The sequence below is a fragment of the Rhodovulum steppense genome, assembly GCF_004339675.1.
GTDB lineage: Bacteria > Pseudomonadota > Alphaproteobacteria > Rhodobacterales > Rhodobacteraceae > Rhodovulum > Rhodovulum steppense.
The window spans coordinates 1-25,590 of sequence record NZ_SLVM01000027.1; the positions used below are offsets into that span (position 1 = coordinate 1).

General features: G+C 64.1%; 25 protein-coding genes. 8 read left to right on the forward strand and 17 right to left on the reverse strand.

Annotated elements, in window-relative coordinates; translation table 11 throughout:
* Window positions 1-72: 72 nt before the first annotated feature.
* The 7 genes from EV216_RS14940 to EV216_RS14970 all read right to left on the reverse strand — a co-directional run bounded on the left by EV216_RS14940 (window position 73) and on the right by EV216_RS14970 (window position 7,340).
* Entirely contained in the window at window positions 73-273 is a 201-nt protein-coding gene (locus EV216_RS14940) for a hypothetical protein (protein ID WP_132696336.1), read from the reverse strand.
* A 39-nt stretch (window positions 274-312) separates the two neighbouring features.
* The gene (locus EV216_RS14945) at window positions 313-1,677 is read right to left on the reverse strand and encodes a hypothetical protein (protein WP_132696337.1); all 1,365 of its coding nucleotides are present in this window, start codon (window positions 1,675-1,677) and stop codon (window positions 313-315) included.
* A gap of 47 nt (window positions 1,678-1,724) precedes the next feature.
* Complete coding sequence (locus tag EV216_RS14950; protein WP_165899274.1) at window positions 1,725-3,959, reverse strand: ATP-binding protein; 2,235 nt, start codon at window positions 3,957-3,959, stop codon at window positions 1,725-1,727.
* Window positions 3,960-4,009: 50 nt separating this feature from the next.
* On the reverse strand, window positions 4,010-5,053 hold the full coding sequence (locus EV216_RS18890; RefSeq protein ID WP_132696339.1) for a DNA adenine methylase: 1,044 nt from the start codon (window positions 5,051-5,053) through the stop codon (window positions 4,010-4,012).
* A 69-nt stretch (window positions 5,054-5,122) separates the two neighbouring features.
* On the reverse strand, window positions 5,123-5,566 hold the full coding sequence (locus tag EV216_RS14960; RefSeq protein ID WP_243642095.1) for a hypothetical protein: 444 nt from the start codon (window positions 5,564-5,566) through the stop codon (window positions 5,123-5,125).
* On the reverse strand, window positions 5,563-6,888 hold the full coding sequence (locus EV216_RS14965) for a recombinase family protein (RefSeq protein ID WP_132696340.1): 1,326 nt from the start codon (window positions 6,886-6,888) through the stop codon (window positions 5,563-5,565). The genes EV216_RS14960 and EV216_RS14965 overlap by 4 nt, the downstream gene beginning before the upstream one ends.
* A complete protein-coding gene (locus EV216_RS14970) occupies window positions 6,885-7,340 on the reverse strand; it encodes a DUF2924 domain-containing protein (protein WP_132696341.1) in 456 nt (151 codons plus the stop codon). The genes EV216_RS14965 and EV216_RS14970 overlap by 4 nt, the downstream gene beginning before the upstream one ends.
* Window positions 7,341-7,728: 388 nt before the next feature.
* Here EV216_RS14970 and EV216_RS14980 point away from each other — a divergent pair, with 388 nt between their 5' ends.
* The 5 genes from EV216_RS14980 (at window position 7,729) to EV216_RS15000 (ending at window position 14,143) form a co-directional block, all read left to right on the forward strand.
* Window positions 7,729-8,442, forward strand: coding sequence for a hypothetical protein (locus EV216_RS14980; RefSeq protein WP_132696342.1), 714 nt, complete (start codon window positions 7,729-7,731; stop codon window positions 8,440-8,442).
* Between the two features lie 488 nt (window positions 8,443-8,930).
* Window positions 8,931-12,422 carry a toprim domain-containing protein gene (locus EV216_RS14985; RefSeq protein ID WP_132696343.1) on the forward strand — a complete coding sequence of 1,164 codons (3,492 nt, stop codon included), beginning with the start codon at window positions 8,931-8,933 and terminating at the stop codon, window positions 12,420-12,422.
* On the forward strand, window positions 12,419-12,946 hold the full coding sequence (locus EV216_RS14990; RefSeq protein WP_132696344.1) for a hypothetical protein: 528 nt from the start codon (window positions 12,419-12,421) through the stop codon (window positions 12,944-12,946). Before EV216_RS14985 ends, EV216_RS14990 begins: the two co-directional genes overlap by 4 nt.
* Window positions 12,943-13,152: a hypothetical protein gene (locus EV216_RS14995; protein ID WP_424511189.1), complete on the forward strand. Its 210-nt coding sequence runs from the start codon at window positions 12,943-12,945 to the stop codon at window positions 13,150-13,152. Before EV216_RS14990 ends, EV216_RS14995 begins: the two co-directional genes overlap by 4 nt.
* 352 nt (window positions 13,153-13,504) lie before the next feature.
* The gene (locus EV216_RS15000) at window positions 13,505-14,143 is read left to right on the forward strand and encodes a class I SAM-dependent methyltransferase (protein ID WP_243642096.1); all 639 of its coding nucleotides are present in this window, start codon (window positions 13,505-13,507) and stop codon (window positions 14,141-14,143) included.
* Between the two features lie 57 nt (window positions 14,144-14,200).
* Here EV216_RS15000 and EV216_RS15005 read toward each other — a convergent pair whose 3' ends face one another.
* The 4 genes from EV216_RS15005 to EV216_RS15020 all read right to left on the reverse strand — a co-directional run bounded on the left by EV216_RS15005 (window position 14,201) and on the right by EV216_RS15020 (window position 16,701).
* The gene (locus EV216_RS15005; RefSeq protein WP_132696345.1) at window positions 14,201-14,773 is read right to left on the reverse strand and encodes a DUF3489 domain-containing protein; all 573 of its coding nucleotides are present in this window, start codon (window positions 14,771-14,773) and stop codon (window positions 14,201-14,203) included.
* Window positions 14,774-14,868: 95 nt separating this feature from the next.
* The gene (locus EV216_RS15010; protein ID WP_132696346.1) at window positions 14,869-15,141 is read right to left on the reverse strand and encodes a hypothetical protein; all 273 of its coding nucleotides are present in this window, start codon (window positions 15,139-15,141) and stop codon (window positions 14,869-14,871) included.
* A 271-nt stretch (window positions 15,142-15,412) separates the two neighbouring features.
* The gene (locus EV216_RS15015) at window positions 15,413-15,760 is read right to left on the reverse strand and encodes a hypothetical protein (RefSeq protein WP_132696347.1); all 348 of its coding nucleotides are present in this window, start codon (window positions 15,758-15,760) and stop codon (window positions 15,413-15,415) included.
* On the reverse strand, window positions 15,757-16,701 hold the full coding sequence (locus EV216_RS15020) for a DnaJ C-terminal domain-containing protein (RefSeq protein ID WP_132696348.1): 945 nt from the start codon (window positions 16,699-16,701) through the stop codon (window positions 15,757-15,759). The genes EV216_RS15015 and EV216_RS15020 overlap by 4 nt, the downstream gene beginning before the upstream one ends.
* Before the next feature lie 165 nt (window positions 16,702-16,866).
* On the opposite strand from EV216_RS15020, the gene EV216_RS15025 reads away from it, so the two are divergent.
* The 3 genes from EV216_RS15025 to EV216_RS15035 are packed head-to-tail and all read left to right on the forward strand — an operon-like array spanning window position 16,867 to window position 19,924.
* On the forward strand, window positions 16,867-18,045 hold the full coding sequence (locus tag EV216_RS15025) for an efflux RND transporter periplasmic adaptor subunit (protein ID WP_132696349.1): 1,179 nt from the start codon (window positions 16,867-16,869) through the stop codon (window positions 18,043-18,045).
* Window positions 18,045-19,250 carry an ABC transporter permease gene (locus EV216_RS15030; protein ID WP_132696350.1) on the forward strand — a complete coding sequence of 402 codons (1,206 nt, stop codon included), beginning with the start codon at window positions 18,045-18,047 and terminating at the stop codon, window positions 19,248-19,250. Before EV216_RS15025 ends, EV216_RS15030 begins: the two co-directional genes overlap by 1 nt.
* A complete protein-coding gene (locus tag EV216_RS15035; protein ID WP_132696351.1) occupies window positions 19,247-19,924 on the forward strand; it encodes an ABC transporter ATP-binding protein in 678 nt (225 codons plus the stop codon). Before EV216_RS15030 ends, EV216_RS15035 begins: the two co-directional genes overlap by 4 nt.
* A gap of 65 nt (window positions 19,925-19,989) precedes the next feature.
* Here EV216_RS15035 and EV216_RS15040 read toward each other — a convergent pair whose 3' ends face one another.
* Genes EV216_RS15040 through EV216_RS15060 form a run of 6 tightly spaced genes read right to left on the reverse strand, consistent with a single transcriptional unit; the run spans window position 19,990 to window position 25,467 of the window.
* Window positions 19,990-20,850 carry a DUF6920 family protein gene (locus EV216_RS15040; RefSeq protein ID WP_132696352.1) on the reverse strand — a complete coding sequence of 287 codons (861 nt, stop codon included), beginning with the start codon at window positions 20,848-20,850 and terminating at the stop codon, window positions 19,990-19,992.
* 4 nt (window positions 20,851-20,854) lie between these two features.
* Complete coding sequence (locus tag EV216_RS15045; protein ID WP_132696353.1) at window positions 20,855-21,829, reverse strand: M23 family metallopeptidase; 975 nt, start codon at window positions 21,827-21,829, stop codon at window positions 20,855-20,857.
* A complete protein-coding gene (locus EV216_RS15050; RefSeq protein WP_165899275.1) occupies window positions 21,826-22,659 on the reverse strand; it encodes a CPBP family intramembrane glutamic endopeptidase in 834 nt (277 codons plus the stop codon). The genes EV216_RS15045 and EV216_RS15050 overlap by 4 nt, the downstream gene beginning before the upstream one ends.
* Window positions 22,656-23,300 (reverse strand): DUF6064 family protein, encoded by a 645-nt coding sequence (locus tag EV216_RS18350; RefSeq protein WP_165899276.1) that lies wholly within the window; start codon window positions 23,298-23,300, stop codon window positions 22,656-22,658. Before EV216_RS18350 ends, EV216_RS15050 begins: the two co-directional genes overlap by 4 nt.
* A gap of 2 nt (window positions 23,301-23,302) precedes the next feature.
* The gene (locus tag EV216_RS15055) at window positions 23,303-24,403 is read right to left on the reverse strand and encodes an Acg family FMN-binding oxidoreductase (RefSeq protein ID WP_207894014.1); all 1,101 of its coding nucleotides are present in this window, start codon (window positions 24,401-24,403) and stop codon (window positions 23,303-23,305) included.
* A complete protein-coding gene (locus EV216_RS15060; RefSeq protein WP_165899277.1) occupies window positions 24,400-25,467 on the reverse strand; it encodes a DUF8173 domain-containing protein in 1,068 nt (355 codons plus the stop codon). The genes EV216_RS15055 and EV216_RS15060 overlap by 4 nt, the downstream gene beginning before the upstream one ends.
* Between the last annotated feature and the right edge of the window lie 123 nt (window positions 25,468-25,590).

A 25,590-nucleotide genomic window follows, 5' to 3' on the forward strand; every position in this document is an offset into this window, starting at 1 on the left:
CCCCGACGAACTCCGTCAGGGGCAAGGTTCCACATGGGTCAAATCTCAATGACAATTCCGACTGCCGCTGGGTCAGTTCTCAGTGACATCCAACACGCCGAGGGACTTCAGCGCCTCGCCGGACGTAAACGTATTGATGATCGCGAACGAGTGCGCACCGGAGGCACGGTTTTCGGCAAGCCGCGCGCGCGCGGTGGATGCAACGTCCGTCAATGCAGCGAGAGTATCCTTGGATATTCGCGCGACATCATCCCTCTGGCCCGGCTCAGTCATATTCCCCTCAATGCTTGTTCTCCTGGTGTGCCTCTCTCGTCAGATCCCAATGATGGACCTCACGAACATGTCTAGCGTTCGGCCCGCGGGTCTGTGAGAAATCGATGCACAACGGTGAGCAAGGTGCTGGACAATGTTGGCGTCGGCATACAGTTCAGTCTCGAAGAGTTCGAGGACCCCGATCGCCCGGCCAATGTCATCTTGATAGTAACTTAGTTCTACTTTGCGATCCTGGAAGCCGGTGGCCTTCACAGGGAAAGGATACGCTAAATTCAGTTCGAAGATCCTATCGTTAGCGCTCCTTACAAGAAATGCCTGGCCGTAGTGGGTATCGTTCCCAAAATTTGAGTCTGCATCCTTGGCTCCGAGATCGACGTAGCGATACCGATATGGGTCGCTCATAGGTAAGAGAAGCGTCCGGCCCTTTGGAAAGTGTTCAAGCAGCATTGGCTGAATTAGCTTTCCGTGATCTACAACGCGTCCACTTTTCGTTACACCCATGATCAAGGGGGGCGTGCCGACAGACCTTTCACGGACTCCATGAAGCATTCTCATGATGGGCCGATGTAAGCGTGCTGGTTCACCAAAAATTCCTAGAGGACCATCAACCAGGAACACGGCGCCATCCAAAATGGCGCGCGTATGTTCCGAAGCGTCTAGCCTCATGATAGTGTGCGCGAGTATGAGGTGCTCCAGCACATTCATTGCTCTAGTGTATGCCTGCTGATTGCTGCCTTCCTCGGCGAAGGCTTCTGACAATCGCAATACATCTGTCAAGAAAAGAGGTCTGTTTCCCGCGCGTGGCGACACCGCAAAGCCGATATCCTCGGGAATAAAAACATCCACCCCTAACAGCTCTCCCGTAATTGGACACCGCCGGTTCGAAGGGACAACCACATGGCGCTTTCCATCCTTTAGCCGCGTCTCCCCAGAGATTTCGAGAAGGTCTACGAGCGTCTTATCGAGGCCCTCGTCCAAGAGTTCAAAACGTGACGACCTAAACGCCTCAAACGTTGATCTCCTGAAGCTCTCTCTTGGACCTTCATTGTCTAGATAAATGCCGGCTCCGGTGAGTGGGACTGAATATGTGTTTTTCTCTTTTTCAAGCTTCGCAATAACAATAGGGTCTGGGTCGCCTCCAGACCGCGGGTCGATTTTGTGATAGGCTTTCGTGTCAATCCAGACCTGACCAATCTTGAGCAATCCCATGCGAGCGCTTGGGAAGCCGTCGGAGACCGATGCCTCGTAGTTTGATCCATCGGCAGCAATGACATAGCCGCGCTCCGGGCGCTTGACCTGATCGGTAACGTCCACAACCGCAGACAGGATTTCCTGTTGGTAGGCCACCGGATCGACATGATGTCTGCATCGGCCAAAAAGCGCTCGGACCTCCAAGTCCTTCATAATGTCCTCCGCACCAAGAGATGACGGAGTTTCTTTCGCGAATGGCATTATTCATGCTCCAGGTCGGGCAGAGGCCTAAACCAGTCGTTGTTGGGAATTGCCTTGACCCTTTGGAACTCTTCACGAACCGCATCTGGCTCGAACTTCAAAATCTGCGTTGGCGTCACAAAGTTGGCCGACAGTGTTTTAATTCTCGCAAAACCAACATCCTGACTCCTTTTGAGGCCAGCGCCAAAGTCAGCAAAATCATAGAAGCCGGAAAGAGCTCTTATCTCATTGTCATTGTTAAGGTGCGTTACGAAGAAGTTCTCAGTATTGGCGAGGATGTTCGGGTGAATCGAGCTGGGCTCCTGAGTCGCATATACCAAAGCGATCCCATATTTCGCTCCCTCCTTCGCGATGCGCGGCCAAATCTCTGTCAACTCCGCCTTCTTGCCGATTAGATTATGGGCCTCCTCAACGTAGATTACGATGCGGGGCGGACGTTCGCCCCGGTTGAACCGCCCGCTGCTCTCACGAAAAAGATCTTGGACGAGGTTCCGAGACAGTTCTTCTCGGATCGAAGGGCTTCCGACTGAGAGATCCAAGATGACAATCCTGCCCTTTTTCAAGAGCGCACATATGTCCTGTGCTATTTCACCCGATCCGTTCGGCCCGTGATATTCGCGTGCCGCGCCGATGGCCTGTCGCCCTGCTATCGGCGCGTCGTTGACCGAGGACCTTCCAACAAGCACACTCAACAGGCTGCGTTCCGTCTCATCGAGCCAAGGAGAGCCAGGAGCATTTCTAGTTGGTTGTTTGCTCAAGATGCCGTCGGTATCGCTGGTGTATCCACCTGCAGCGCGTTCAATTTCGCGGACTGACCTCCAGAGGCGCGTTACATCTTCCAGTGAGCCAACGACCTCACTTCCCGCCTCCCGAAGATTGAAGTACGTGCGGCAGGCATCAGCGAGTTCATCTTCAGTGGCATTGGCGTCAAGATCCCCAAGGCGAGATTGATCCAGCTTGTTGGTCCCGATGCCCTTACGCATCAGATCAGCCTGAACTTTTTTGCCCATAGTGAAGCGCTGCTGCCGCGCATTCGCGGCATCAGGTACGTATTGGGCAGTAAATAGGATGCTCCGGATGATTGACACCTTCTTGTGCCAGCGGACGGATGCCGATCGATCTGACTGAGATGGGCGCTCCAGGTTGAGTGAGAGAAAGGATCTAAAGTCACCGCTGCTGGCCACGTGCCCCTGTTCTTCCGCGGCATACCTGATCAGGTCCATTGCGATCGTTAGATCATCATAGAAATTCGAACGGAGGTCGCGAAAACCAGGGGTATCCTTAATCCGGTACCGAACAGTCAGGTCCGGGAAAACATCATTGATTGCACTGCCCGCATCCTGCTCGTTTGCATTGGAGTACTCGCCGTTTATGTCGAAGATCAATTGCCCGATAGGCTGATGGGTCTGAAAGGCTGTTGTCGCTACCTGCGACACCATCGTTTTTGTCGTGTTCGACTTGCCGGTTCGTGTCATTCCAAACACAGCTGTCCGCCGCGCAAGAAAATCGACCGGTGAGATGTAGACTGGTACCTTTGTGCTACCGCCTCGCTCGGCCATGTGTTGCGTGGACGTGTAGCGAACAGTACCGATTTGGAACGGAACTGGAACTCCGACGCCAGCAGCTTTGGCCTCATCTTCGGCGTTCTTTACCCGGTCTGGATCTACGTAATTGACGATCTTCTCAAGCGCGGTAGGAGTAGGTTTGTAGACCCGCATCATTCGAGTCGCAAAGATGTCTTCGATATCGGTACCCATGCGCAGCTTGCTGTCTTGACCGACGAAAAATGTGCCGAGTATGTGGCCGCGCATTCCCGACCAACTCATCCGGTTCACGGTGATCGGTTCGAGTCCCTCAAGCCTGCCCGTCCTTACGTCGGGATTTTCCTGAAAGAACTGCGTAATTGCTCTGAGATGCTCAGAGTCAGTCTCTATCGGTGCGCGTCCTGTCACGCGAAGCAAGATTACCCTCCGATCGACCGGTGGCGTGGTCGCGAATGCCGAAGGATCGAAGGTTGCCGCAAGCAGATAGGAGTTGTGCGGTATCCCCTCCACGTCGTTTCGCCAACGGTCGTGTACCATCACAAGCGCTTCGTTGTAGTCCATCGAAAGGGTGAAGCCGATACGTCGGCTATCTTGCGCTTGCGGATTCGAGGGATCGCCTACGACTAGTCCCACGAGTGGGGAGGTTGCCGCTGTCGCACGCTCGATAATACTATTCATGTTCAGCTCCAATCTCTTTGCATTGCATCGGCCCCCAGCATGAAATGCATGGATCTTCCATGTTAGGGCCGCGCGATGGCGTCTAGTCTTGCGCTCGGCTCGACTGTGACTTGGGCCGCTTCACCACTATGCGCTTCACTTGTCGGACCTGGGTCACCGAAAGCGTCCTCAGTCGAGATGTCGGTTTGCTGTGCGAAGTTATGGGCGGTAACCTCCTTTGAGGAGATATCATCGATCATCGATTTCTTGTTGGCTGTGTAGCGCATATCAGCAAGCGCGTATCCTGGGAGGCTTCGTAGCGATGCTCGAGCTTCAGGGCAGTTGTCGTATGACAAGAACCACCTACCGGGGACAGACGCTAGATGCTCCTTCAGAGCTCGGTGATCGTCATCGGCGAACCACATCCTGTAGAGCCGGTCAGCCTTGTGAAAGAAAGGTGGGTCAAGGTACCAGAAGTCATTTGGAACAATAGCTCGGCGCGTGGCAGCTGCCCTGTATGAAGCGATAAGCCGGCGGAAGTCCGTGTTCTTAACCGAAACGCGGTGCGACAGACGTGAAAGCTCCCAGATTCTTTCCGCCAATGCATACCGATTGTAGCGACATCCAATCTTGTATTCTGACTTCTGCGCCATGCCGCCTATTGGACCGGCAGTTGCGCTTAAAGCGCCTGAAAAAGATGTTCTATTTAAAAATAGGCACTTGAAAGCACGTTCTATTTGGTCTTGCGGGGCATTGGATCGCAGTCGTATCCATTCATCGACTGAAACCTCAGCATCCAGCACTCGGTCTGCAAGCTCGCCAGCGCGAGACGAGAAAACTGTTGCCCAAAAGTCCGCAACGAGCGGGTCCAAATCAGAAATTACCGCACGGTCAGCAACTCTGGCTTCAAGAAACGCTATTGTTACGGAGGCTCCACCCACAAAGGGTTCAAAGATCCTATCGAAGTGGTTCAGGCCGTGACAATCCATTTTCATAGCAATTCGTGCGGCGAGTTTGCGCTTGCCGCCAGGATACCTTAATGGACTTAGATAGTATTTTTGCAGTGCCTTACGTACTCGAGCCTCTGCACTGCTCGAAGCACCGGCCGCGCTAACTCTTCTTGACATTGCCTGATGTAACCTCTCTCGCTTTAGACCATTGCGCGGCAAAGCTCATAAATCAAGGGGTTGGAACTATCAGAGGCACAAATTCTGTGGCTCTGCAGCGGTGGGACTTCGATGAGCGCCGCGCTTTTGGCCTGAGAATTCGTCCCTCTGCATCGTCCAGCTGAGCGGGAACGGCTCAAACACCTGCGCAAGCGTCACCTCCGGCCCCTGCTTCCCGTTCAGGATCGCCTCGATGACGTGGGGCGCGAGCAGCGTCAGCCGCAGGACGCGTGCCATGTAGGTGAAGGCGATACCCTCGCGCTCAGCAAGTTCGGCGATAGTAGCAAACTCGCCCGATTCCAGCATCCGTTTCCAGCGAAACGCCCGGGCCAGCGCCTTGACCAGCGCGTTGTCCGCCTGGCGCGGCAGCGCGTTGCCTTCCGGCAACCGCATTTCCTTCCGCCCGCCGCGCTTCACGATCCGGAACGGGACGTGGAGCGTCACTGTGTCTGGAACCTGCGCTTGCCGGCTCATGCCGCCTGCCCCATCTCGCCGCCCACCATCTCGCGTGCGAGGCCGCCGAGGCCATCGACGCGCAGGCGCACGTTCAGGCCCTCCGTGCCGATGTCCACGCGCTCGACCAACAGCGCCACGATGCGCGCCTGCTCGGCGGGGAACAGTTCGTCCCACAGCGGGTCAAGCTGCTGCAACGCCGCGTGCGCATCGGCCTCGGTGAAATCGCAGTCTTTCGCGCGTGCCGCCTTCCACGTTCCCGCGACGATCTCTGGCTGGCGGAACACGGCGCGCAGCTGATCGATGACGGCGGCCTCGATCTCCCCCGCAGGCACGCGGCCGACCGGGCATGATCCGGCGCCATGCTTCAGCACGGTCTGGCTGACATAGTAGCGGTAGAGCCTGTCGCCCTTGCGGGTGTGTGTCGGCGAGAACGCCGCGCCATCGGGGCCGAACAGCAGCCCCTTCAGCAGCGCGGGCGTGTCGGCGCGGGTGCGCGCGGCTCGCTTGCGCGGGCTTTCCTGCAAGATGGCGTGGACGCGGTCCCACGTCTCGCGGTCGATGATCGCTTCGTGCTCGCCGGGATAGCTATCGCCCTTGTGGACAGCCTCCCCGATGTAGGCGCGATTGCTGAGCATCCGGTAGATGTATTTCTTGTCGATCCGGTTGCCGCGCGGCGTGCGGATGCCGCGCGCGCCGACCTCCCGCGCCAGTTCGGTGCAGGACCCGATCTCGAGGAAGCGGGCGAAGATCCAGCGCACATGGTCGGCGCTTTCCTCGTCGGCTACCAGCTTCCGGTTCTCGACCCGGTAGCCGTACGGCGGTACCCCGCCCATCCACATGCCCTTTTTCCGGCTGGCGGCGACCTTGTCGCGGATGCGCTCGGCGGTAACCTCGCGCTCGAATTGGGCGAACGACAGCAGGATGTTCAGCGTCAGCCGCCCCATCGAGGTAGTCGTGTTGAACGACTGCGTGACCGAGACGAACGTCACGCCGTTCCTGTCGAACACCTCGACCAGCTTGGCGAAATCCGCCAGCGACCGGCTCAGACGGTCAATCTTGTAGACCACGACCACATCGACCAGACCGTCCTCGATATCCTCCAGCAGCCGCTTCAAGCCGGGGCGCTCCAGTGTGCCGCCCGAGATGCCGCCGTCGTCATACTGATCGCGGACCAGCACCCAGCCCTCGGAACGCTGGCTGGCGATGTAGGCCTCGCAGGCCTCTCGCTGGGCGTGGAGGCTGTTGAACTCCTGCTCCAACCCTTCCTCGGAGGATTTCCGGGTGTAGACCGCGCAGCGCAGCTTGCGGACGACCTTCGATTTTTCCGGCGGCTTCGTCATGTCCGCCCCCTGTGGTTCTTCAGCCCGAAGAAGGTCCACCCGTTCCAACGCGTGCCGGTGATGGCGCGCGCGATGGCGGACAGCGACTTGTACGGCCGACCTTGCCACTCGAAGCCGTCGGCGGTGACGGTTACGATCTGTTCGACGCCCTGCCATTCACGCAGGAGGCGCGTGCCGGTGATGGGGCGGTCGCGATCGGCGCGGATGCCGCGCTTGGATCGGTCGCCGCCGTCCAGTTCTTCGCCGAGCCGCTCCAGCAGCCGGATCGTCTCCGGCTTCAGTCCGCCATAGGCGAGTTCCTGGATGCGGTAGGCCAGGCGGGACTCGAGGTAGCGGCGATTGAACGGCGGCGGCTCGCTGTCGAACAGGTCGCGCCACTGCTTTTTCAGGTCAGGCGTCGGCGTGGTCTTGAGCGCGGCGAGGCGCGCGGGGATGGGATCGGGCTTGTTCATGCATTTCTCCGGTGCGTTGGAGTTGCATGACGGCATTGGTCGGGCGGATAGTGTAGGCAACGTTCTCCAGTATCGTCAGATACTTCGTCCCCATCGCGCATCCGCAGCCGAACCAGCCCGAGCGCCAGCAGGCCGCACAGCTCAGTACGGCGTTCTGCGGGCGTCATCGCCGAGGGGGCGAGCGGGTTGGGGCGACGAATGGGACCGGGATCGAAAATCATGATCCATCGGTGCCGGATTGCGCCGCCGGCCGCGACCTCGGAACGGGTCAGCCCGCGACCGACAGGAAAGGGTGAACCCCTTAGGTGTTGCAACACCTTGGTGGGTTGAGGGCTCAGGGCGTTCCCATTATGTTCGAACTGTCCCCAATCGATTCACGAGGCCGCCCATGTCGCTGCAAACGCTCGATCGCACGCAATGGAGTTTTGCAGAGGCGTTTGCCCATGTGCAGAACGTGACGGTCGCGCGGCGCGCGGTTGAGGCGGCCAAGCTGCCGCCGAAGCCTGTGCCGGAATACCAGACCTGGAACCCGCCGCAGGACCCCAAAGTGGCCTGGAAGGCGGAGGCGGAGACCGAGTTGCTCGTCGCGCTGCGAGACGGGGATCTTCTGGCGCAGGGGCGCTTCACCGAGGAGCGAACCCATGGCTGGGGCAACGGCGGCAGTAGTAGCGGTTTCGGTCTGCATTCGGGCTATCACACCAGCATCCGCCCGGAGCAGTGGCGCGAGGGAAAGTATTCGTTCGGGCGACTGACCGCGCGGGACTGGGAGTTCATCGACATCCGCGTGGCGCGTTTCCTCGTGAAGGCGATCTGGCCGGATTACATCCCGGAGCCGGTGCGACCCGCGCAAGGCGCGGCAGATGCGATTTACACCACGCCCTATCTCAAGCTGATGCAGACGGCGATTGCACATTTCGGGATTTCACCGGGGAACCAGGGCAAGAAGGAATGCCTGATGGACTGGTTTCTCGAGCAGCAGATCGAGGGCGAGCCTGTGTCGAACAAGCTGGCCGACGCCATGGCCACGCTGATCCGGCTGCCGTCGGCACAGCGCGGCGGCGCGAAGCGGGTGCTGGGGCCCGATCTGCGCCAGACCGGATAGGATCGGCGAAGGCGCCGGCAATCGCGTTGTTGGGGACAACGCGATTACGACGGCGGCTGGCTCTGGCCCGTGCCTTTACCATTGCCCTCGATACCCCTGTTGCAAATGCGGCTCCGGACGCTGGGCGTCTCGATGAAGGGCGGAACCGTTCACCCCGTTCGCGCGGACGAGGGGTCACCCCTCTGATCGGCCGCGGCCGCTGAGGGCGCTCCACAGGGGTCGCTAGGCTCGTTGGGGTCCACCCATGAACTGACGTTATTTCAACGCCTTGCCGGAAGGGGTTACCCCTTTCCGGAGCGATGGCCCGTGGCCGGCCAGACCGGTTCCGAGGTCGCGAGGGTGGTCTGATGCGCGGCAGAACCGGGGGCAACGACGCCCCTATCCGGTTCTGCAGCCCCCGTGTCCGCCCGTCTTCGCCAACTCTCGCACCAAGCCGCCGCGGCTCCTTTGCCGACCGGCGTGCATGCGCCCATCCCGCGGGGGCGGCGATGAGCGGGCGGGACTGGCGGGCCTTCGACGCCGAGCTGCGTGCCCGCGTGCCGGAACTCGCGGTGGAGCTTCTGGGCAAGCCGACCTTCTGCGCGGGGCAGGAATGGCGCTGGGGCCGCAAGGGCAGCCTCTCGGTCGTCGTCAGCGGCGCGCGGGCGGGGATGTGGTTCGACCACGAGGAGGGCCGGGGCGGCTGGTTCTCGGATCTCGTCGGCCGCGACCTCGGCATGGCCCGCGAGGATGCGACCGACTGGATCGCGGACCGGATCGGCATGGGCGCCCGTCACCGCCCGGTGCGCCAGCGTCCGGCACCTCGGGAAATGCCGGCGAACGATCCGGGCGAGCCGCCTTCGGCACCGGGCACAGAAAGTTCCGAGGCGCGCGTCGATCACGATGGCGACGCTGCGCCAAACCAGGCGGACGAGGCCGCCGCGCGCGCAGCCCGGATCTGGTCTGGCGCGCGTCCCGCCCCGGAGCACTATCCCTATCTGGTCGCCAAGCAGGCCGCGCCTCTCGCCCTGCGCATGGACGCGAGCCGCCGCCTAGTCGTGCCATTGCAGGACATCGGCGGCCGGATCCACAGTCTGGAGACCATCGCACCGGACGGGGCCAAGCGCTACCTGGCCGGTGGGGTCAAGAAGGAGCATTTCGCGGTGGTGGGCGCCGAGCCCGCGCCGCTCGAGGAATGCACCGGCCCCATCCTGATCTGCGAGGGTTGGGCGACCGGCGCCAGCCTGCGCATCGCCACAGGCCATACCGTGATCGCGGCGATGGACGCGGGCAACCTGATGCCGGTCGCCGAGGCGCTGCGGGCTCGGTTCCCCGAGGCCGATCTTGTCCTCGTCGCTGACAACGACCTGAAGCCCGACCGCGATGGAAATCCCGGTGTCGAGGCGGCGCGGAAGGTGGCCCTCGCCGTCGACGGTCGCCTCGCAGTGTCAGTCGGCCCGGGCGATGCCAACGACCTCTTCTGCTCCGAGAGGCCGGAGGCCGTTGCCGCGCTCGTCGCCGGCGCGGCCCGGATCCCGCCGCCACCGCCAACCTATCCGGAACCGATCCTCACGCCCGAGGAGGCCCGCGCCAGCCTGGCCGAGGCCATCGCCGGCTTCATGGCCGCGATCCCGGATTACTGGGCCGCCGTCGAGGCGGCGCAGGAAGAGGCCAGGAACACCAACGCCAACCGCGATCCGCTGGATTTCAACATCGTGGCGCGGGCGGCCTTGTCGCCGCTCCTCGGCCTGCCGGTCGACGTGGGCCTCGGCAAGACCTCGAGCGCGCGTGCCGCCATAGCGGAGCTGATCGCCGGGGGCGGGATCGGCAAGCGCAAGGTCGTCTATGCCGTCCCGCGGCACGATCTCGGCGCGGAGCAGGTCTCGGCCTTCGGGGCGTTGGGCCTCAACGCCATGCTCTGGAAAGGCCGCACCGCGCCCGATCCCAGCGACGACAAACCCGACCAACTCATGTGCCTCGACACCGAGGCGACCTTCGACGCGCTCGAGATTGAGCATCCGGTCGAGCAGAGCTGCTGCAAGGTCAAGAACGGGGCCGAACTGCTGCTCTGCCCCTGGTTTCACGACTGCGGCTACCAGAGCCAGAAGCCGCTGGCGCAGGCGGCGCAGGTCATCGTCTGCGCCCATGACAGCCTCTTTCACATGAAGCCGCAGGCCATCGGCGAGGTCGGGCTTCTGGTCATCGACGAGGGGTTCTGGCAGTCGGGCCTGCGCGGGCTCGACGGCAAGGCGACGCTGACACAGGACGGTTTGGAGCCCGGCCGCACCTCGCTCACCTGCTACACCGGCAAGGGCAAGATGGATGTCGGCGCCACGGCCGACCTGATCGCCGCGCGGGAGCGGCTCTGCAAGGCGCTGCGGGTCACCGAACCCGGTCCTCTGCGCCTCGGCCTGCTGGAGGCCGTGGGTCTCACCCCGGAGGACTGCCGTCATGCCGCGACGCTGGAACGTCGCCGCATGCGCGATGCCGGGCTCCTGCCGGGCATGTCGCCGGTCGAGCGGCGCAAGCGGATCGAGGCAGTCCTGCCGCAAATGGGCGAGCCATGGGCGCCGCCCGGGCGTTGCGCCACGCTCTGGCTGATCCTCGCCGAGGCGCTGGAGAACGGCCATGACGCCGCCGGCGCCGAGCTCGTGCACGAGATGACCGAGGCCGGCTCGGTCCGCGCCCTGCGCCTGCGCTGGCGCAGCCGCATGCGGACCGGCTGGGCGGCCCAGGCTCCGATCCTGCATCTCGACGCGACACTGCGCCCGGAACTTGTCGAGACCTACCTGCCAAGAATCGATATCGGCACGCCCGTCGCCGCGCGCCAGCCCCATGTCCGCGTCCGCCAGGTCACCGGCAGCCCGACCTCGGCACGCGCCCTGACGCCTTCAGCCGACGCGCCCGAGCGGGACCGCAAGGCCGCCGCGACCCGTCTGCGTGACCTCCGCGCCTGGATCGACCTCCGCGCCCGCCAGTGCCATCGCCCCGGCCATGCCATCGATCTGCTCGTGGTGGGCCAGAAGGCCGCCATCGACGCGCTCCGGTCGGCCGGCCTGCCGTCGCGGGTCGAGGCGGTGCATTTCAACGCGCTGAGCGGTCTCGACCGCTGGGGCGGCATCGGAGGCATGGTGATCCTCGGCCGCACGCTGCCAGCGCCTCGCACGGTCGAACTGATCGCGATGGCGCTGACCGGACGGATGCCCGCACCGAACCCGCAGGACGCCGGCTGGTGGTATCCGATGGTCGAGCGTCGAGTCCGGCTTGCCGGCGACCGGACCGCGCCGCTCGCGACGGAGGAACACGCCGATCCCATCGCCGAGGCCGTGCGCTGGAGCATCTGCGAGGGCGAGCTGATCCAAGCCATGGGCCGCGGGCGCGGCGTCAATCGCACCGCCGCCACGCCGCTCGAGATCGACCTGCTCACGGATGTGGTTCTGCCGGTGACCGTCGACGCGCTCGTGCCGTGGTCCGACCTGCGCCCGACCCGGCGCGACCTGATGGCGCTCACCGGCATCGTGCTCGAGAACGCGGCCGACATGGCAGTGTGCTTTCCGGAGCTCTGGGCAACCCGCGAAGCCGCCAAGAAGGACGGCCAGAGGAAGGGGACAAATGACTATTATAGGGATCTCTATAATAGCAGAATGTCCCCATCCTCTGCGGAGGTGACCTGGCGCCCGGAAGGCGCCGGCCATCGCGCCCGCACCGCCCGCGTCGATCTCTCCCGCATTCCCGATCCGGAAGCCTGGCTCACCAACCGCCTCGGGCCGCTCGCCAGCTTCGAGATGCGGTCGATCGCGGGCGCCAGATCCGACGCACCCGATCTCACTGAGGCGGCACGCCTCGACACCCTCTCATCCCGCCTGACCGCCAGCATGCAGGCCGTGCTCGCCGCGCGACGTGCGGCCCTCGACGCGCTGTCTGTCCGGCTGGAGGCCGCGAAGCCCGACGCCCAGCGACACCCCCATCACCCCCAACCAGAAGAGGAGACCGAGGCATGAGTTACGACAGGATGCGCCTCTACGACGCCGGCCGCTTCCACGATACCGAGCTGCCCGACTGGTATCACGATGCCGAGCGGCTGAGCGAGACCGAACGCATCGACTTCCACCGGGCGCTCGAGCGCGTCCTCGATTGCGAGCACACGCTCCTGACCGAGGAGGGCATGCTGGGCGGCACGCTCGAGATCCGGTTCTGGCCAAGCGAGATCCATGGCGTCTTCGTGCTGATCGAAACGCCGCTCTCCTTCGTCGAGCATGTCATTCTCCCGAACCCCGCCGACTGGCTGCCGTTCCTCTCGCGCCATCTCGCGCCCCTCATAGCGGTCTCGCACCAGAGTTCCCTGATCGCGCTGCACGGCAAGATCGGCAACGCCTTCATAGCCTGGGCGCGCCATGGCGAAGGCAGTCATGTCGATCGCGACACCGGCCTCAGCCGCATCGATTTCGACAACGACCGCGACCGTCGCCGGGCCCAGCAGGCCCGAGCAGCCATGGAACGGGCGAGGCAGGTGGGCCGTACATGAAGACGATGCGCTGGCATCCTCCGGGCTATGGAGGCGAGCGCCGGGACCCCGACCGTGTGAAACGCGACGGTTGGCGCGATCAGGGCGTGCTGGCCATCTCCATTGACGACGAGCGGCTTAGCTGGCCGGAGCGGGAACTGGTCCGTCAGCTGGGCGATAAGCTGTATGGTCCGCGACACCGCGAACCCGAGGCGCCGGACCCGTGACCGGACTCTCTATGGACCCCGGACTCCGCACCGGGGTCCACGTGGGGTCCAGGGCCTGCCCGGGGAGTTTCTGGTTCCTTTCCGGGCACTTGCGTATACGGGAGGGCACAGCGCGGCGCATCGCCAGCGACAGGACCGGTTTTTTGGGAAGCCACCCCGGAACCCGGAGTCCGGCTGATGGCGAGAAGAACCAATGATCATTGGCGTTCGAGCGGACGGGAAAGTGGATTCCACGGTGGATCCGGAATCCGACTGGAGTCCGGTGGATACGATCTTCGCGGAGTCCACCTTTGGGAAAGCAGAATAGAATCCCACATGATGCCACGATGCGTTACCGTCGGACCGTGGACGCATGCACACGATGGCAGGCGGACAGGAGCATTGGGACGGGGTCTACGGCGCGAGGTCGGAAGACGAACTGACCTGGTTCGAGGCCACGCCAGCCCTGTCGCTCGAACTCGTTCGCGCGCATCTGCGGCCGCGTGAACCGTTCATCGACATCGGCTCCGGCGCGTCCCGGCTCGTCGACGCGTTGCTCGATGAAGGGTTCGGACCTCTCGCGGTGCTGGACCTCTCCGCGGCCGCCCTGGCCGTCAGCCGGCAGCGGCTCGGCCCAAAGGCCGACGACGTTTCGTGGATCGAGGCGGACATCACGACGTGGACGCCCGACCGGGACTACGCGGTCTGGCACGACCGGGCGGTGTTCCATTTCCTGACCACAGCCGAGGATCGCGCCGGGTATGCTCGTGCCCTGTCCGTTGCCCTGCGCCCGGGCGGGATCGCGATCATCGCGACGTTTGCCGATGACGGGCCGGAGATGTGCTCGGGCCTGCCGGTAGTGCGCTATGCGCCAGAGGCGCTGGCGCAGGAACTCGACCGACTGCTTCCGGGCCGGTTCGAGACGCTCGATGCCAGACGCCACATGCACATCACGCCGAAGGGCAACCGGCAGAGTTTCCAGTACAGCGTGTTCCGCAAGACGGACCGTTGAGACGAGAGCCGCCGCCCTCTTGGGGCGGCGGCATTCAACGGGATGCCGTGCGCGGGGTCAGTCCTTTGCGATCATGTAGGCCCTGCCACGCCCTTCGATTTTCTCGGAGGTGATCGTCAGGCCCAGCTTCTTTTTCAGCGCGCCGGATATGGCGCCCCTAGCGGTGTGAGCTTGCCAGTCGAGTGCTGCTACGATTTCCTCGATGGTCGCGCCGTCCGGCGCGCGCAGCATGGCGATCAGCGTGGCCTGCTTGGTGCCCTCGCGCGGCGTGCGCGTCTTGGGCGCGGTCTCGGCCCCGGTGGGGGTATCAGGCGCGGGCTCATCGGTCGGCGCGCCCGTCGCGCCCGCAGGCGCGGGGTTCGCGTCATCGATCTCGATGCCGATGGCGGCGAGGCCTGCGTCGGTGGCGACCAGCGTGACGCCGTGGCCGTCGCCGGTCTCGCGCCAGACGGGCTCGCCGTTGCGCACGTCCGCGTCGACCTCATCGAGGAAGCCCTTGGCGAGCATCGCGCCGACCACCTTGGCGGCGGCCCCGCCGCACAGGCTCCCGGGCAGCGGCAGGGCGATGTGCTCGGGCCGCTGGGCGGCGGCGCTGAGGATGATGGCTTGGGTATCGGAAAGCTTGGTCATGGGGTCGTCTCCGTATTCGGGCCCGCGAAATGCGGCGCCTTCTACGACCCCGAGCCGCGCAGGGCGCGCGGCAGGAGTTCTGGCTGGGCCGGAGATCAGCGGGCGTGTTCGCCCTCGCCAAACGCACTGTCGGTGATGCGCTTGAGGAGGCTGGCGTAGTGTCCGAGGGTGCCGACGTGGCCCCAGTTCACTTCGTCGGGGCGGGCGTTGAAGTGGTCGTCGCTGAGCGCCTGCAGGCGGGCGAGCATCTCGTCGATCTCCGCCTTCTTGCCGATGAAGGCCGCGAGCGCGGCTTCCTTGTTCCGGCGCGCCTTCTCGGCGCGGAGTTCGTGGCGCGGGGTGGTGATCGGGCTCAGGCGGGTGGTCATCGTGGTGGCTCCGTGGTGAGTTGCATCGTCCTCGTGGGATCACGTTCCCTCTGTCCGCGACGCTTATCAACTCGATAAGGACATGATCTTGAATGATAATCGGAGCCGTCGATGCAGGGCATGAGCGAGCGTCAGTACGCCGCCCATGTCGGGCTGTCGCGGGGCGTTAGGCCATTGAAGGAACTTGGACCGTCTCGACCACCGCTGCTGACAAGATGGTCAGGTTGGTGGAGTGAGCGCTCAAGCTGAGATCACGAACATTGGTCCAGTATCACCTCTGAAATCTGACGATAGCCGATCCGATCCGGGCACGCACATCGGGTGGTTCACCATCCACGGCACGGGCAATGGCCAGAAGATCCTTGCGTGTGGCGTGGAGTTGATCGATCAGGGTGATGACGACGCCGAGCGCCGTTTCGTCGAGTTCAAGACCATCTGTCAGATCGCAAAGCAAGTGCAGGCGGGCGCAGTCGACCCGGCGAAAGACATGGACTGGGTCGCCCGCATTTTCCCAGCGCAGTGGAATGATCAGTTCGGACTCGACGAATGCGAGAAGACGGGTCCGCGTCAGCCCCGGAATGGCGACAAGCACTTCGTCCTCGGTCAGATGGTCGGTCATGATGCGGCCTCGTTGAGCAGATCGACGCGCGGGTCATGGGAATGGGTCTTGCGCCATTCGGTCAGGAAGTCGCGCAAGGATCCGTCGATCTCCGGGGGTGTCACGATCTTCAGGTCAACAAGCTGATCACCGGCGGTCTTTCCCCCTTGATGTGCCACGCCGCGTCCACGCAAGCGCAGAACCCGGCCGGAACTTGCGCCTTTCGGGATCGTCAGATTGACAGGCCCGGAGATAGTCGGCGCCGTGACCTTCCCTCCAAGAATGGCCTCATCAATGGTGATGGGCAGGGTGACGAAGACGTCATCGCCGATTCGACGGAAGACGGGATGTTGGCTGACCGACAGCGTGATCAGCGCGTCACCCGGAGCACCACCCCCAAAGCCCGGCCCACCCTTGCCGCGAAGGCGCAGGGTCTGACCGTCATGTGCCCCTTGCGGGATCCGCACCGCCAGGCTGGCGCCGTCCGGCAGGGTGATGCGCATCTCACCCCCGCGCGCGGCGTCGAGAAAGGGCACCTCGAGCGCATATCGAAGATCAGAGCCGGGCGCGGAATACCCGTGGCCACTGAAATCATCGCTGTCCTGGCGTGTTCGCTGGCGCAGGATTTCCGCAAAGATGTCAGCCGGATCAACGTGGCGTTCAAACCCGTGCCGTTGCTGGTACGGATTTCCTCCGGCCTCGGCGAAATCGCGGTAGTATTGGCGCTGCGGCCGTTCAGCACCCGCCCCATCGATCTCGCCCGCGTCGAAACGGGCACGGGTGTCGGGATTCTTCAGCAGGTCATGGGCGGCAGCGATGGCCTTGAACCGCGCCTCCGCCCCGGCGTCGTCGGGGTGCAGGTCAGGATGGCTGGTGCGCACCAGCTTGCGGTACGCCTTCTTGATGTCATCCGGTGTGGCGGATTTGGTCAGGCCGAGCGTCTCATAGGGATCGACAGTCATCCGTCAGCCTTCCCTTCCCGGCAGGACCACCAGCCTCCCACATCGCATAGGGCTGTCGGTGCGGGCCTTGATGCAGATCAGCACATGGCAAAAACCGAGCTGATATCATGATCCAATCAACCGTCTTCCGTCCCATCCGGGCTGTTCGCGGGCTTGGAGAGGCAGATGGAAACGCCGGAACGACAAAAGGGATCCGACCCTTCAGACAAGGTCGCCGTCGCGTCCACCATGGCCGGTGAGCCCCGTTTGCCAGCAGTGCGTCCGCAACCTGCGGCTCCCGTCCGCCGGCCATCGCGGCGCGTCTGGACCTGGGCCATTGGCGGTGTCCTTGCCGGGGTGGCGGGTTTGGGTCTCTATGTCCAACCGTGGGCAACCGGGCCGCTGGTCGTTGCCGTGGAAATTGCTGCCCTCGCCCCCGCAACACGGGTTCTGGCTGTCAACGGCAGGATTGCCGCTCTGCATACGATCGATGTGCGTGCGCTGGTCGGCGGCACGCTCGCGGATGTCCCAGTGACCGAGGGTGACAGCGTGGAAACGGACGAAGACCTGGCCCGGATCAGCGCCGCGGCCCAGCACGCCATGGTGCGGCAGGCCGTGGCGGGGCTCGACGCTGCCCTGGTGGCCGAGGCGCAGGCACGGGACACGCTTGCACGGACCGAGGCACTTGGCGCAAACGTCCCCCGTTCATCGCTCGAGGCTGCCGCCCGCGCCGTTCAATCGGCAGAACAAGAAGTGGCGCGGACCACCGCACTGGTCGATCAGGCGCGGGTGCAGCTTGACAACCACACCATCCGCGCGCCCATGACCGGCACGATTCTGGCGCTGAATGTCGAGCCTGGGCAAAGCATTGACCCTTCGACCCTGTTGATGACGATCGCCGACCTTGAACAACTGGTCGCCCGGACGGATGTCGACGAGGCCTACGCCACCCAGATACACACGGACCTGCCCGCAGTGATGCAACTGGCCGGTGAGACGGCCCGGCGCGATGGCCGTGTCGCGCGTGTGTCGCAGCGGGTCGACGCGGCGACCGGGGGCCTTGCGGTCGAACTCGGCTTCGACGCGCCGGTGCTTGCCCCGGTCGGCCTGACGGTCACGATCAACATCATCATGGACAGCCTCGATGCAGCGATCACCGTGCCGCGCGCGGCGATCCAGACGACCGAGGCGGGCGACGCGGTCTTCGTGATCACCGATGGGACCGCGCAACGCCGCCCCGTATCGGTGATCGACTGGCCCGCCGCGCGGCTGATCGTGACCGCCGGACTGGCCCCGGGCGAGGTGCTGATCCTGGACGCGACCGGGATCACCGACGGGCAAGCGGTGCGCGTGGGGGCACCCTGATGCTCTATGCGCTCAAGATCGCCACCCGCTATCTGACCGCCAGCAAGGCGCAGACGGCCCTTCTGGTGCTGGGGGTCGCGGTGGGGGTCTTCATCTTCATCTTCATGTCGGCGCTGATCGGCGGGCTGGCGGAGTTCATCCTGTCGCGCACCGTGGGTGACATCAGCCATGTCACCATAACGGCCGAGGACCGCGACCCAGCCATCCTGATCAGCCCCGATGGCATGATCCTTGCCGTCACCGAACGCGGCCGCGCCCGTACCGCAACGCTGGCCGAGGCCGCAACCTTTGTCCCTCTCATAGAGACCGTACCGGGGGTCATCGCCGTCTCGCCCCAGATCACCGGTGCAGGGTTCCTGACAAGAGGGGCACAGGTTGCGCAGGTGTCGGTGACCGGGCTGGAGCCGGGTCGCGAATCCGCGATCCTCAACCTGGACGGCTACATGACCCAAGGCTCGGCCCGTCTGGGTGCGGGGTTGATCGTGCTGGGCGAGACCCTGGCCGACGATCTGTCGCTCCGACTGGGCCAAACGCTGCGGCTGCAATCCTCGAGTGGGGTTTCCGCAGTGCTGACGCTGAGCGGCATCTATAGCACCGGCAATGGCATGATCGACGCCAGCAGCACCTACGTGAGCCTGTCCACCGCGCGGACACTCTTCGGGTTGCCGCAGGGCGTCACACGGATCGAGATCAAGCTGGCCGACCTGAACGCCGCCGACGCCACGGCTCTGCGCATCCGGGCGCTGACGGGGCTGGATGCCGTGCCCTGGACCGACGGCGCGGAACAACTGATGGAGGCGCTGAACGCGCAGGCCCAGACCGGGTATTTCCTCAAATCCTTTGCGCTGATCACCATCGTGATCGGGGTGGCCTCGGCGCTCCTGCTGTCCACCTACCGCCGTCGCCCGGAAATCGGGATCATGCGCGCGATAGGGGCGGGGCGCGGGTTCGTGATCTTCGTCTTCGTGACCCAGGGCGCGCTGATCGGGCTGATGGGCGGGCTGACGGGCGCGGCACTCGGGTATCTGGCGCTGCTGCCGTTTCCGTCGCGCGATGCGTTCGAGGTTGGCACCCTGCCGATGGACATCACCCAAGGCTCCTATGGCCTCGCGATCACGCTGACGGTGATCGGCGCGATCCTCGCGTCGATCCTGCCCGCACGGGCGGCGGCGCGGGTCGATCCGGTCACGGCTATTGGTCAATGACCGCGCTGCTGGAGGTGTCGGATCTGGTCAAAACCTTCGGGACCGGCGAGGCAGAAACCCGCGTTCTGCGCGGCCTGTCGCTGACGCTGGATGTGGGCGAGATGGCGGCGCTGCTAGGGCCGTCAGGGTCGGGCAAAAGCACGCTGCTGACGATCCTCGGCACGCTGATGAAGCCGACATCGGGCCGCCACGCCATGCTGGGGCAGGATCTGGTGGCCGCCAATGACCGCGCCCTGACCGAATTTCGCAACCTGCACATCGGTTTTGTCTTTCAGTTCCACAACCTGTTGCCCGATTTCACCGCGCTGGAAAACGTGGTGTTCCCCACCGCCGTGCGGATGGGGCGCGAGACTCCGGTCGCCCGTGCGCGCGGGCGCGAACTGCTGACGCGCATGGGACTGGAAGCACGGTTCGACTTCCCCTCGGCCAATCTGTCAGGCGGGCAGAAACAGCGCGTCGCGGTGGCACGTGCGCTGATGAACCGGCCCGAACTGGTGCTGGCAGACGAGCCCACCGGCAACCTCGACCGCGCCTCGGCCATGCAGGTCATGGACCTGATCGCCGAGATCAACCGCGACGAGGGGACGACCTTCCTGATCTCGACCCACGACGAAAAGATCGCGGGCCTTTGCCGCCGGCAGATCGTGGTGGGCGACGGTGTTGTGACGGGGTGACCGGTCGCGCGCTGTCAGGGGCATGGCCAATACCCAGCGAAGCGCTCTCGGAGCGTTCCGGTCTGTTATTGCGCAAATCGATAGGCGACCCGCGCGACCGTCCCCCGAAAATACGGCCGCTCGCCCTGCGGTGTGATCCATGCCACCTCGCCGAAAAAGGGGACCATCATCCCATCCTGAAGGCGGTAGTCCCGGAATCGGCCTTCCCACGGCATCATGACGGTTTCTCCCCCCACCAGCGCGCCGCGCTCCTCGACACGGATGCCTGACACCAGCCCATCCTCGCCAAAGCGGAACAGCATGGTCAGCGTGATCGACCCGTCGATCAGTGTGGCCTGCGCCGACGCGTCATCCACGGGTTGCCAGGTGACGCCTTGTCCGGGCAGCAGGACGGTCGGATACCACACGCTTTCCGCCAGCCAGCGCATCAGCTCGCCCCGCGCGATTTCTCCATCGCCCTCAACCGTTCCCAGCGAAAAAAGCCCGAACAGCGCGGGGCGGAGCACACCTGTCCCCGCCACATAGGCATCATGCACGCGCACGGGGACGCCGGGAAACATCGAAATCCGCCCGCTCCAGACAAAGCCCGGGCGGTTGGCAACGACATGCTGCGTGGAGGTGAACGGCTTCCATTGTGGTGCATCAAGGCTCAAGTTGAACATGCCGCCCAGTTCAAGATCGACCGATCTGACCATCGGCTGGCCGTCTGTCAGAACCTGCTCGAAGTATCGCCTGACCGGGGCGGGAAGATCGGCAATATCGCGGGCATCGTAGCGCAGGGGGCCATTCGTAAAGTCCGCCGCGTCCAGCCGCGCGACAAGCACCCCTGTCGCCTCCTTCCAGCGCCACGCACCAAAGGCCACGAGGCCGCCGTAGAGGATTGCGACCAGGATCAACGCAGCGGCGATCAATTTCAGAATGTCCATTGCATCATCTATCCGGGCTGTTTCGGTGACGTGGCAAGGTCAGGTCCACGATGTCGTTGCGGACCAGGAAGCGCCCCTCAAAGCGGATGGGAACCGGGGTGCCGGAGAACGGCCTCTCAGGCGTGCCTGGAAGCTGGGCGTGAATGTGCAGATGCGGCTCGCCGGTTTCGCCCGAATTGCCGACTTCGCCGATCTGCTGACCCACAGCGATGATATCGCCCGTCGCGACCTGCACGCTGCCCTGCCGGAAGTGACCCAGCAGGATGTCGATGCCGGCGCAGCGCAGAAGGACATGGTTCCCGGCCGGATAGCCATCGTCGACCAAGGGCACCGTCATGTCGGGGCGGTCATCAACTGCCATAACGACCTCGCCTGCGCACGGCGCAAGCACGGGTGTACCGAAGATGGCATAGGCCGACGGCTCGGAAGGTTGGATGCCAGCGGTGCGAATGCCCCAGCGATTGACGGCGATTAGATCGACGCCATAGCCACTACCACCAAACCCTGCGTGCAAGGGATGCGAGGGGTCGATCAGCGCCGCATGCGCGTTGATCGATGGTGACGCGCCGCCGTTGGCAACAAGATAGATCCCGGGTGCCAGTGGCCAGCCAAGGTCGATCGCTTGCCCTTGGGGGATCTGACGTGCCGATATCGCCGCCCATGATTGCGCGCCGGACCAAGCGGCGATCGCGACCAGAACCGCAACGGGCAGGTATCCGACGCGGCTGGTCGGCAGGATAGGTCTTCCCTGCGCCCGGATGAGGTGCAACGTCACGGCGGCAACGAGCGACAGGGCCAGCAGATATGGCACCCACCATGGCGGAAACACCCATACGCCCTGCAAGGCCACCATCAGGATCAGGAGCGCTGCGGCAACAGACAACAGCCAGAAGCCGACCAGGTTGCGCGGCGGCAGAAGCGCCATCCAGAGGACCAGCGTCAGGGGCAGAAGTGTTTGCAGGATGTAGATGACAATCATGGCGGATTTCCCGCCGCCGCTGGATGTGGGCCAGGTTTCAGCATCACTGCGACAGCGAGCAGCATCACCAGCCCCATGACGATCGAGTAGGGTTGTGTATCGCCGCCCGCCGGCATGACCGGCAGCACCATCGACGACCAGTTGATCACCCCGTGCAGCAGGATTGCGGGCAGGACGCTGAACTGCGTGTTCACGGACAGTCGCGCAAAAACCACCGACAACGCGACAGTGCTCGCCAGAAACAGTCCCATCGGCAGTTCGGCCTGCGCCGTGCCGGGCATCCAGAACAATGGCAGGTGCCAGAGCCCCCAGACAGCGCCGATCAGGATCGCCGCCCATCGCCATCCCAACAGGTCCGACAGCGCGGGCAGTGCGTAGCCGCGCCAGCCGAATTCCTCGCCCAAGGGGCCGCCGAAGACCGTGATGACAGCGAATTGCGCGATGATGATCAGGATCGGACACTGAACGGGCATCGGGGGTGTGGTGCCGCCTGAAATCGCATTGAGCCCGAGCGCTGTCCCCATCGCAAGCGGAGCGGCAAGCACCGCAAGCGCATACCATCTCCATCCAAGCCGCCAGCGCAGGCACCGTCTGAGCCAGTGCGCAAAGCCTGCCTTGCCGTGGAAGCCCAGGACCGTGACGAAAGCCGCCACGCCCGGACCGAAGGCTGACGCCAGAAACAGCGCCCCGCTCAGGCGCGGCGCTGAGGGGCCAATCAGCGAGACGGCGGCCCATAACCCCCATGTCCATCCGAAGGTCAGCGCAACAAAGGTCCAGATTGCAGCTTGCGGGTGCCGTTGCGCCGTTGCCTGAGGCGTCGCGGCGATCATCGTGTCGCTCGACCCTGCCAGAAGGCAGCCGCCAGAAGTGCTGCAAGCAGGGCTCCTGCGATGGGCATTCCCAGATCCTCCGGGATGCCAAGCTGAACTGCGGCGGACAGTCCGATGAGTGACCACAGGATCGGGATGGTGGACAGCCAGACGACCCAGCGCCCATGGGCGATCATCAGTATTCCAATCGTGAAGATCGTCGTCGGGCATGGCGCCACGCCGAACATCGGGCCAGCCATCAATCCATGTCCCGCCCACAGTCCAAGGACCGGATAGATCGCTAGCGCATAGACAATCGTCATCAGACCCGCGACGAACCGAAAGCCCCACCTTCGGCGCAGGCGCAGGTCGCCGGGTTGGATTGCACTGGCCAGCAACAGCACGGCCTGAAGGACGAAAGACGCCGCAAACACCGGCGCAACCGGATTGATCGGCGCAAAGAAGATCATGTGATAGCCGATGCCGTTGACTGCCCAAAGCACTGCCAAGCCCGCAAACCCCAGCCGCATCAGCGCATGGCTCTGCGCGACAAGTGCGAAGGCCACGACAAGCCCCAGCCCATAGGCGACGATCTGAAACGGCCAGATCGCAGCATTGTAGGCAGCAAAGACGGCCAGGAACTCGTCGATGGCGAAGGGCATGGTCACACCATCACCGCTTCGACCGGTCTGCGCGCCGACATCGGCATCGCGGGCGCGCGGCCGAACCGCATCACGATGTCGGGCCGGCGCCCCGGCAGACCGACCAGTGCGGCGAGGTCGGCCCGCAGACCGGGGACTTCGACAGGCTGATTGATGTATGCGGTCTTCAATCCCAGCGCGGTCGCCTGCAAGGAAAACCGCTGGCAGGCGCGACCGGCCTGCACCCAGTGTTCGGGGTTGGCTTGTGCTGCAACAAACACCGCGACCCCGGAGGAGGAAGCGATCTGGCGGGCGTATTTCTCGTTCTCCGCCTGCGCGGTGAACACCATGTCAAAGAGGCGTGGCCCCAGCCAATCCGGGAGAGCTGGGTTGCCGCTGGCGACGCTGTAGAGGCCATCGCCGGTTGTCATCGCCGCTGCCGGATTGAACCGCAGCCAGTGCATGAGTTCCGTCACGAAGGCCGGGTCGGCCATCTGCGCGGTATTGCCCGCGATCACGAGATCGCGCAGTTGGTCGATCTGCGCCCGCTCGGAGATCAGGATCAGATCGACGCCTGGAACCGCTGCTGACATCGCAAGCTGCGACAGATCGGCGGCACTCACCGCGCTGCCATCATAGTCAGACCGCGTGGATTGCCGCAGCGGGATCGCCTCGAACAGCGCCGCATCGCCGCCCTGAGCCGTGCCAAGATCGACGCGCACCCTGCCGCCGCCTTCGGGATCGAACCCGATCTCGCCCGATTTCCCCCGCGCGCCTGCGGCAAGTGCAAGGTTCTCGGCTGCACATCCGAGGCTTGCGAAAAAGTGGTGATCGTCGGGGTCCACGACGGGGGTGCGGCGCGTGACGTCGGGAAGGATGTCGATGCCCCGCGCATCCGGACGGAACAGCCAGGGCTGCGTGTTGTGCCCGTTCGCGGCGAGCGTCGCATAGCGGATCAGATCACGGCTGGATGCCGGGAGGGGCAGGGTTTGCCGCTGACGGGTAACAAGGGCCGCCATCTCCGCCGACGACCCCATGCCGCGCCATCCCAGCCAGCCCGCAGCGCCAAGACTCGCCAACACCACCCCGCCGCCAGTCAGCAGGCCTCTGCGACCCATCGTCATGTCGCCGCCTCACTACGCCGCAGCAACATGCCGCGCGGCAGAACGAAGGCTGCCAGCGTGCCGATCCCCAGCATTGTCAGGCCCAGAACAAAGAACCAGCCGGCCACCGGCACGAGCCAGGCCAGCCCGGCAATAAAGGCGCCAAGACAAGCAAGCCCGAACTTGCCCGCGATCCCGTCTGGCATCGCCCGCCCCGCCGCCAGCCACAGCCCGACGCCCAGCACATAGGATCCCAGCGCATAGCCCGCGAAGATCGCCACGGCGGTGACGATCAGCATGACCGGCAGCAGGAACATGCCGATGATGGTCAGCATCAGCACAAAGCCCGATCCTGCCAGCGCGGAGGTGACCAGAAAACCCGACCAGATCGCCCGGCCCGGATGAGCCAGCGCCAGCTCCCGCCAGCTTTGCACCGCTTTGGGCGCGATGGCGATCACCATGGCCAGGATCAGGCCCGAGATCAGGACACCGACCAGAAACCCGCCGACGATCTGCCACAGCGCGGGACTCGGCGACGCCATTCTTGACCAGTCCGCCCGGTCATAGTTCGCCCGCTGCTCGATAGTGACCCGCGCCGCCGGGGCGACGGTTTCAGGGACGCGGACGCGCTCGGGATCCTCGGCATAGATCGTCAGCGACCCCGCAACCGTGGCTTCGGGGCCGAACCTGATGTCATCCGCCACCAGAACGGCATCGCCCGCAATCGAGCCGGTCAGGCTGACATCGGCCCCGATGATCAGCGCATAGCCCCCGACAGGCCCGATCGTGATCTCTGATCCGGTGACGCGCAGGTTGCCTGCGACGGACCCGGTGATGACCTCATAGCCCATGGCGGTGGCATCGCCACCCACCGCCCCGGCCACCTCGACCCGGTAGCCCGCCGCGAACACATCGCCCGCAACCGCCCCCTCGACCGTCATGCGCCGTCCAGCCAAATGCGCGGACCCCGCAACGGGGGCCGCCACGACCACGCGATTGCCCGCCATGAACAGGTCCTGCACAGGTGGTCCGTCGAACCGCAGGTTGGCGCCTGCCTCGTATCGGTCCTGCGTGATGGTCAGCAAAGAGGTGTCGGCAAGTACCGGACCCGTCAGAAGGCAAGAGGCAAGAATCAAGGATCGCAACATGACGGAGTCCTTTTGGAGTAGTAGTCACCGTAACGCGGAAGCCTTCAGCCGGTCGCAACC

Bases quoted from the DNA above. Each gene is read 5' to 3' on its own strand.
- EV216_RS15050 (WP_165899275.1), bottom strand. From the start codon at position 22,659: ATGATCGCCGCGACGCCTCAGGCAACGGCGCAACGGCACCCGCAAGCT.
- EV216_RS14960 (WP_243642095.1), bottom strand. From the start codon at position 5,566: ATGAGCCGGCAAGCGCAGGTTCCAGACACAGTGACGCTCCACGTCCCG.
- EV216_RS14990 (WP_132696344.1), top strand. From the start codon at position 12,419: ATGAGTTACGACAGGATGCGCCTCTACGACGCCGGCCGCTTCCACGAT.
- EV216_RS14945 (WP_132696337.1), bottom strand. From the start codon at position 1,677: ATGAAGGACTTGGAGGTCCGAGCGCTTTTTGGCCGATGCAGACATCAT.
- EV216_RS14940 (WP_132696336.1), bottom strand. From the start codon at position 273: ATGACTGAGCCGGGCCAGAGGGATGATGTCGCGCGAATATCCAAGGAT.
- EV216_RS15035 (WP_132696351.1), top strand. From the start codon at position 19,247: ATGACCGCGCTGCTGGAGGTGTCGGATCTGGTCAAAACCTTCGGGACC.
- EV216_RS18890 (WP_132696339.1), bottom strand. From the start codon at position 5,053: ATGTCAAGAAGAGTTAGCGCGGCCGGTGCTTCGAGCAGTGCAGAGGCT.
- EV216_RS15030 (WP_132696350.1), top strand. From the start codon at position 18,045: ATGCTCTATGCGCTCAAGATCGCCACCCGCTATCTGACCGCCAGCAAG.
- EV216_RS18350 (WP_165899276.1), bottom strand. From the start codon at position 23,300: ATGCCCTTCGCCATCGACGAGTTCCTGGCCGTCTTTGCTGCCTACAAT.
- EV216_RS14980 (WP_132696342.1), top strand. From the start codon at position 7,729: ATGTCGCTGCAAACGCTCGATCGCACGCAATGGAGTTTTGCAGAGGCG.
- EV216_RS15045 (WP_132696353.1), bottom strand. From the start codon at position 21,829: ATGATTGTCATCTACATCCTGCAAACACTTCTGCCCCTGACGCTGGTC.
- EV216_RS15040 (WP_132696352.1), bottom strand. From the start codon at position 20,850: ATGGACATTCTGAAATTGATCGCCGCTGCGTTGATCCTGGTCGCAATC.
- EV216_RS15015 (WP_132696347.1), bottom strand. From the start codon at position 15,760: ATGACCGACCATCTGACCGAGGACGAAGTGCTTGTCGCCATTCCGGGG.
- EV216_RS14970 (WP_132696341.1), bottom strand. From the start codon at position 7,340: ATGAACAAGCCCGATCCCATCCCCGCGCGCCTCGCCGCGCTCAAGACC.
- EV216_RS14965 (WP_132696340.1), bottom strand. From the start codon at position 6,888: ATGACGAAGCCGCCGGAAAAATCGAAGGTCGTCCGCAAGCTGCGCTGC.
- EV216_RS15010 (WP_132696346.1), bottom strand. From the start codon at position 15,141: ATGACCACCCGCCTGAGCCCGATCACCACCCCGCGCCACGAACTCCGC.
- EV216_RS14985 (WP_132696343.1), top strand. From the start codon at position 8,931: ATGAGCGGGCGGGACTGGCGGGCCTTCGACGCCGAGCTGCGTGCCCGC.
- EV216_RS14995 (WP_424511189.1), top strand. From the start codon at position 12,943: ATGAAGACGATGCGCTGGCATCCTCCGGGCTATGGAGGCGAGCGCCGG.
- EV216_RS15025 (WP_132696349.1), top strand. From the start codon at position 16,867: ATGGAAACGCCGGAACGACAAAAGGGATCCGACCCTTCAGACAAGGTC.
- EV216_RS15005 (WP_132696345.1), bottom strand. From the start codon at position 14,773: ATGACCAAGCTTTCCGATACCCAAGCCATCATCCTCAGCGCCGCCGCC.
- EV216_RS15055 (WP_207894014.1), bottom strand. From the start codon at position 24,403: ATGACGATGGGTCGCAGAGGCCTGCTGACTGGCGGCGGGGTGGTGTTG.
- EV216_RS15000 (WP_243642096.1), top strand. From the start codon at position 13,505: ATGCACACGATGGCAGGCGGACAGGAGCATTGGGACGGGGTCTACGGC.
- EV216_RS15020 (WP_132696348.1), bottom strand. From the start codon at position 16,701: ATGACTGTCGATCCCTATGAGACGCTCGGCCTGACCAAATCCGCCACA.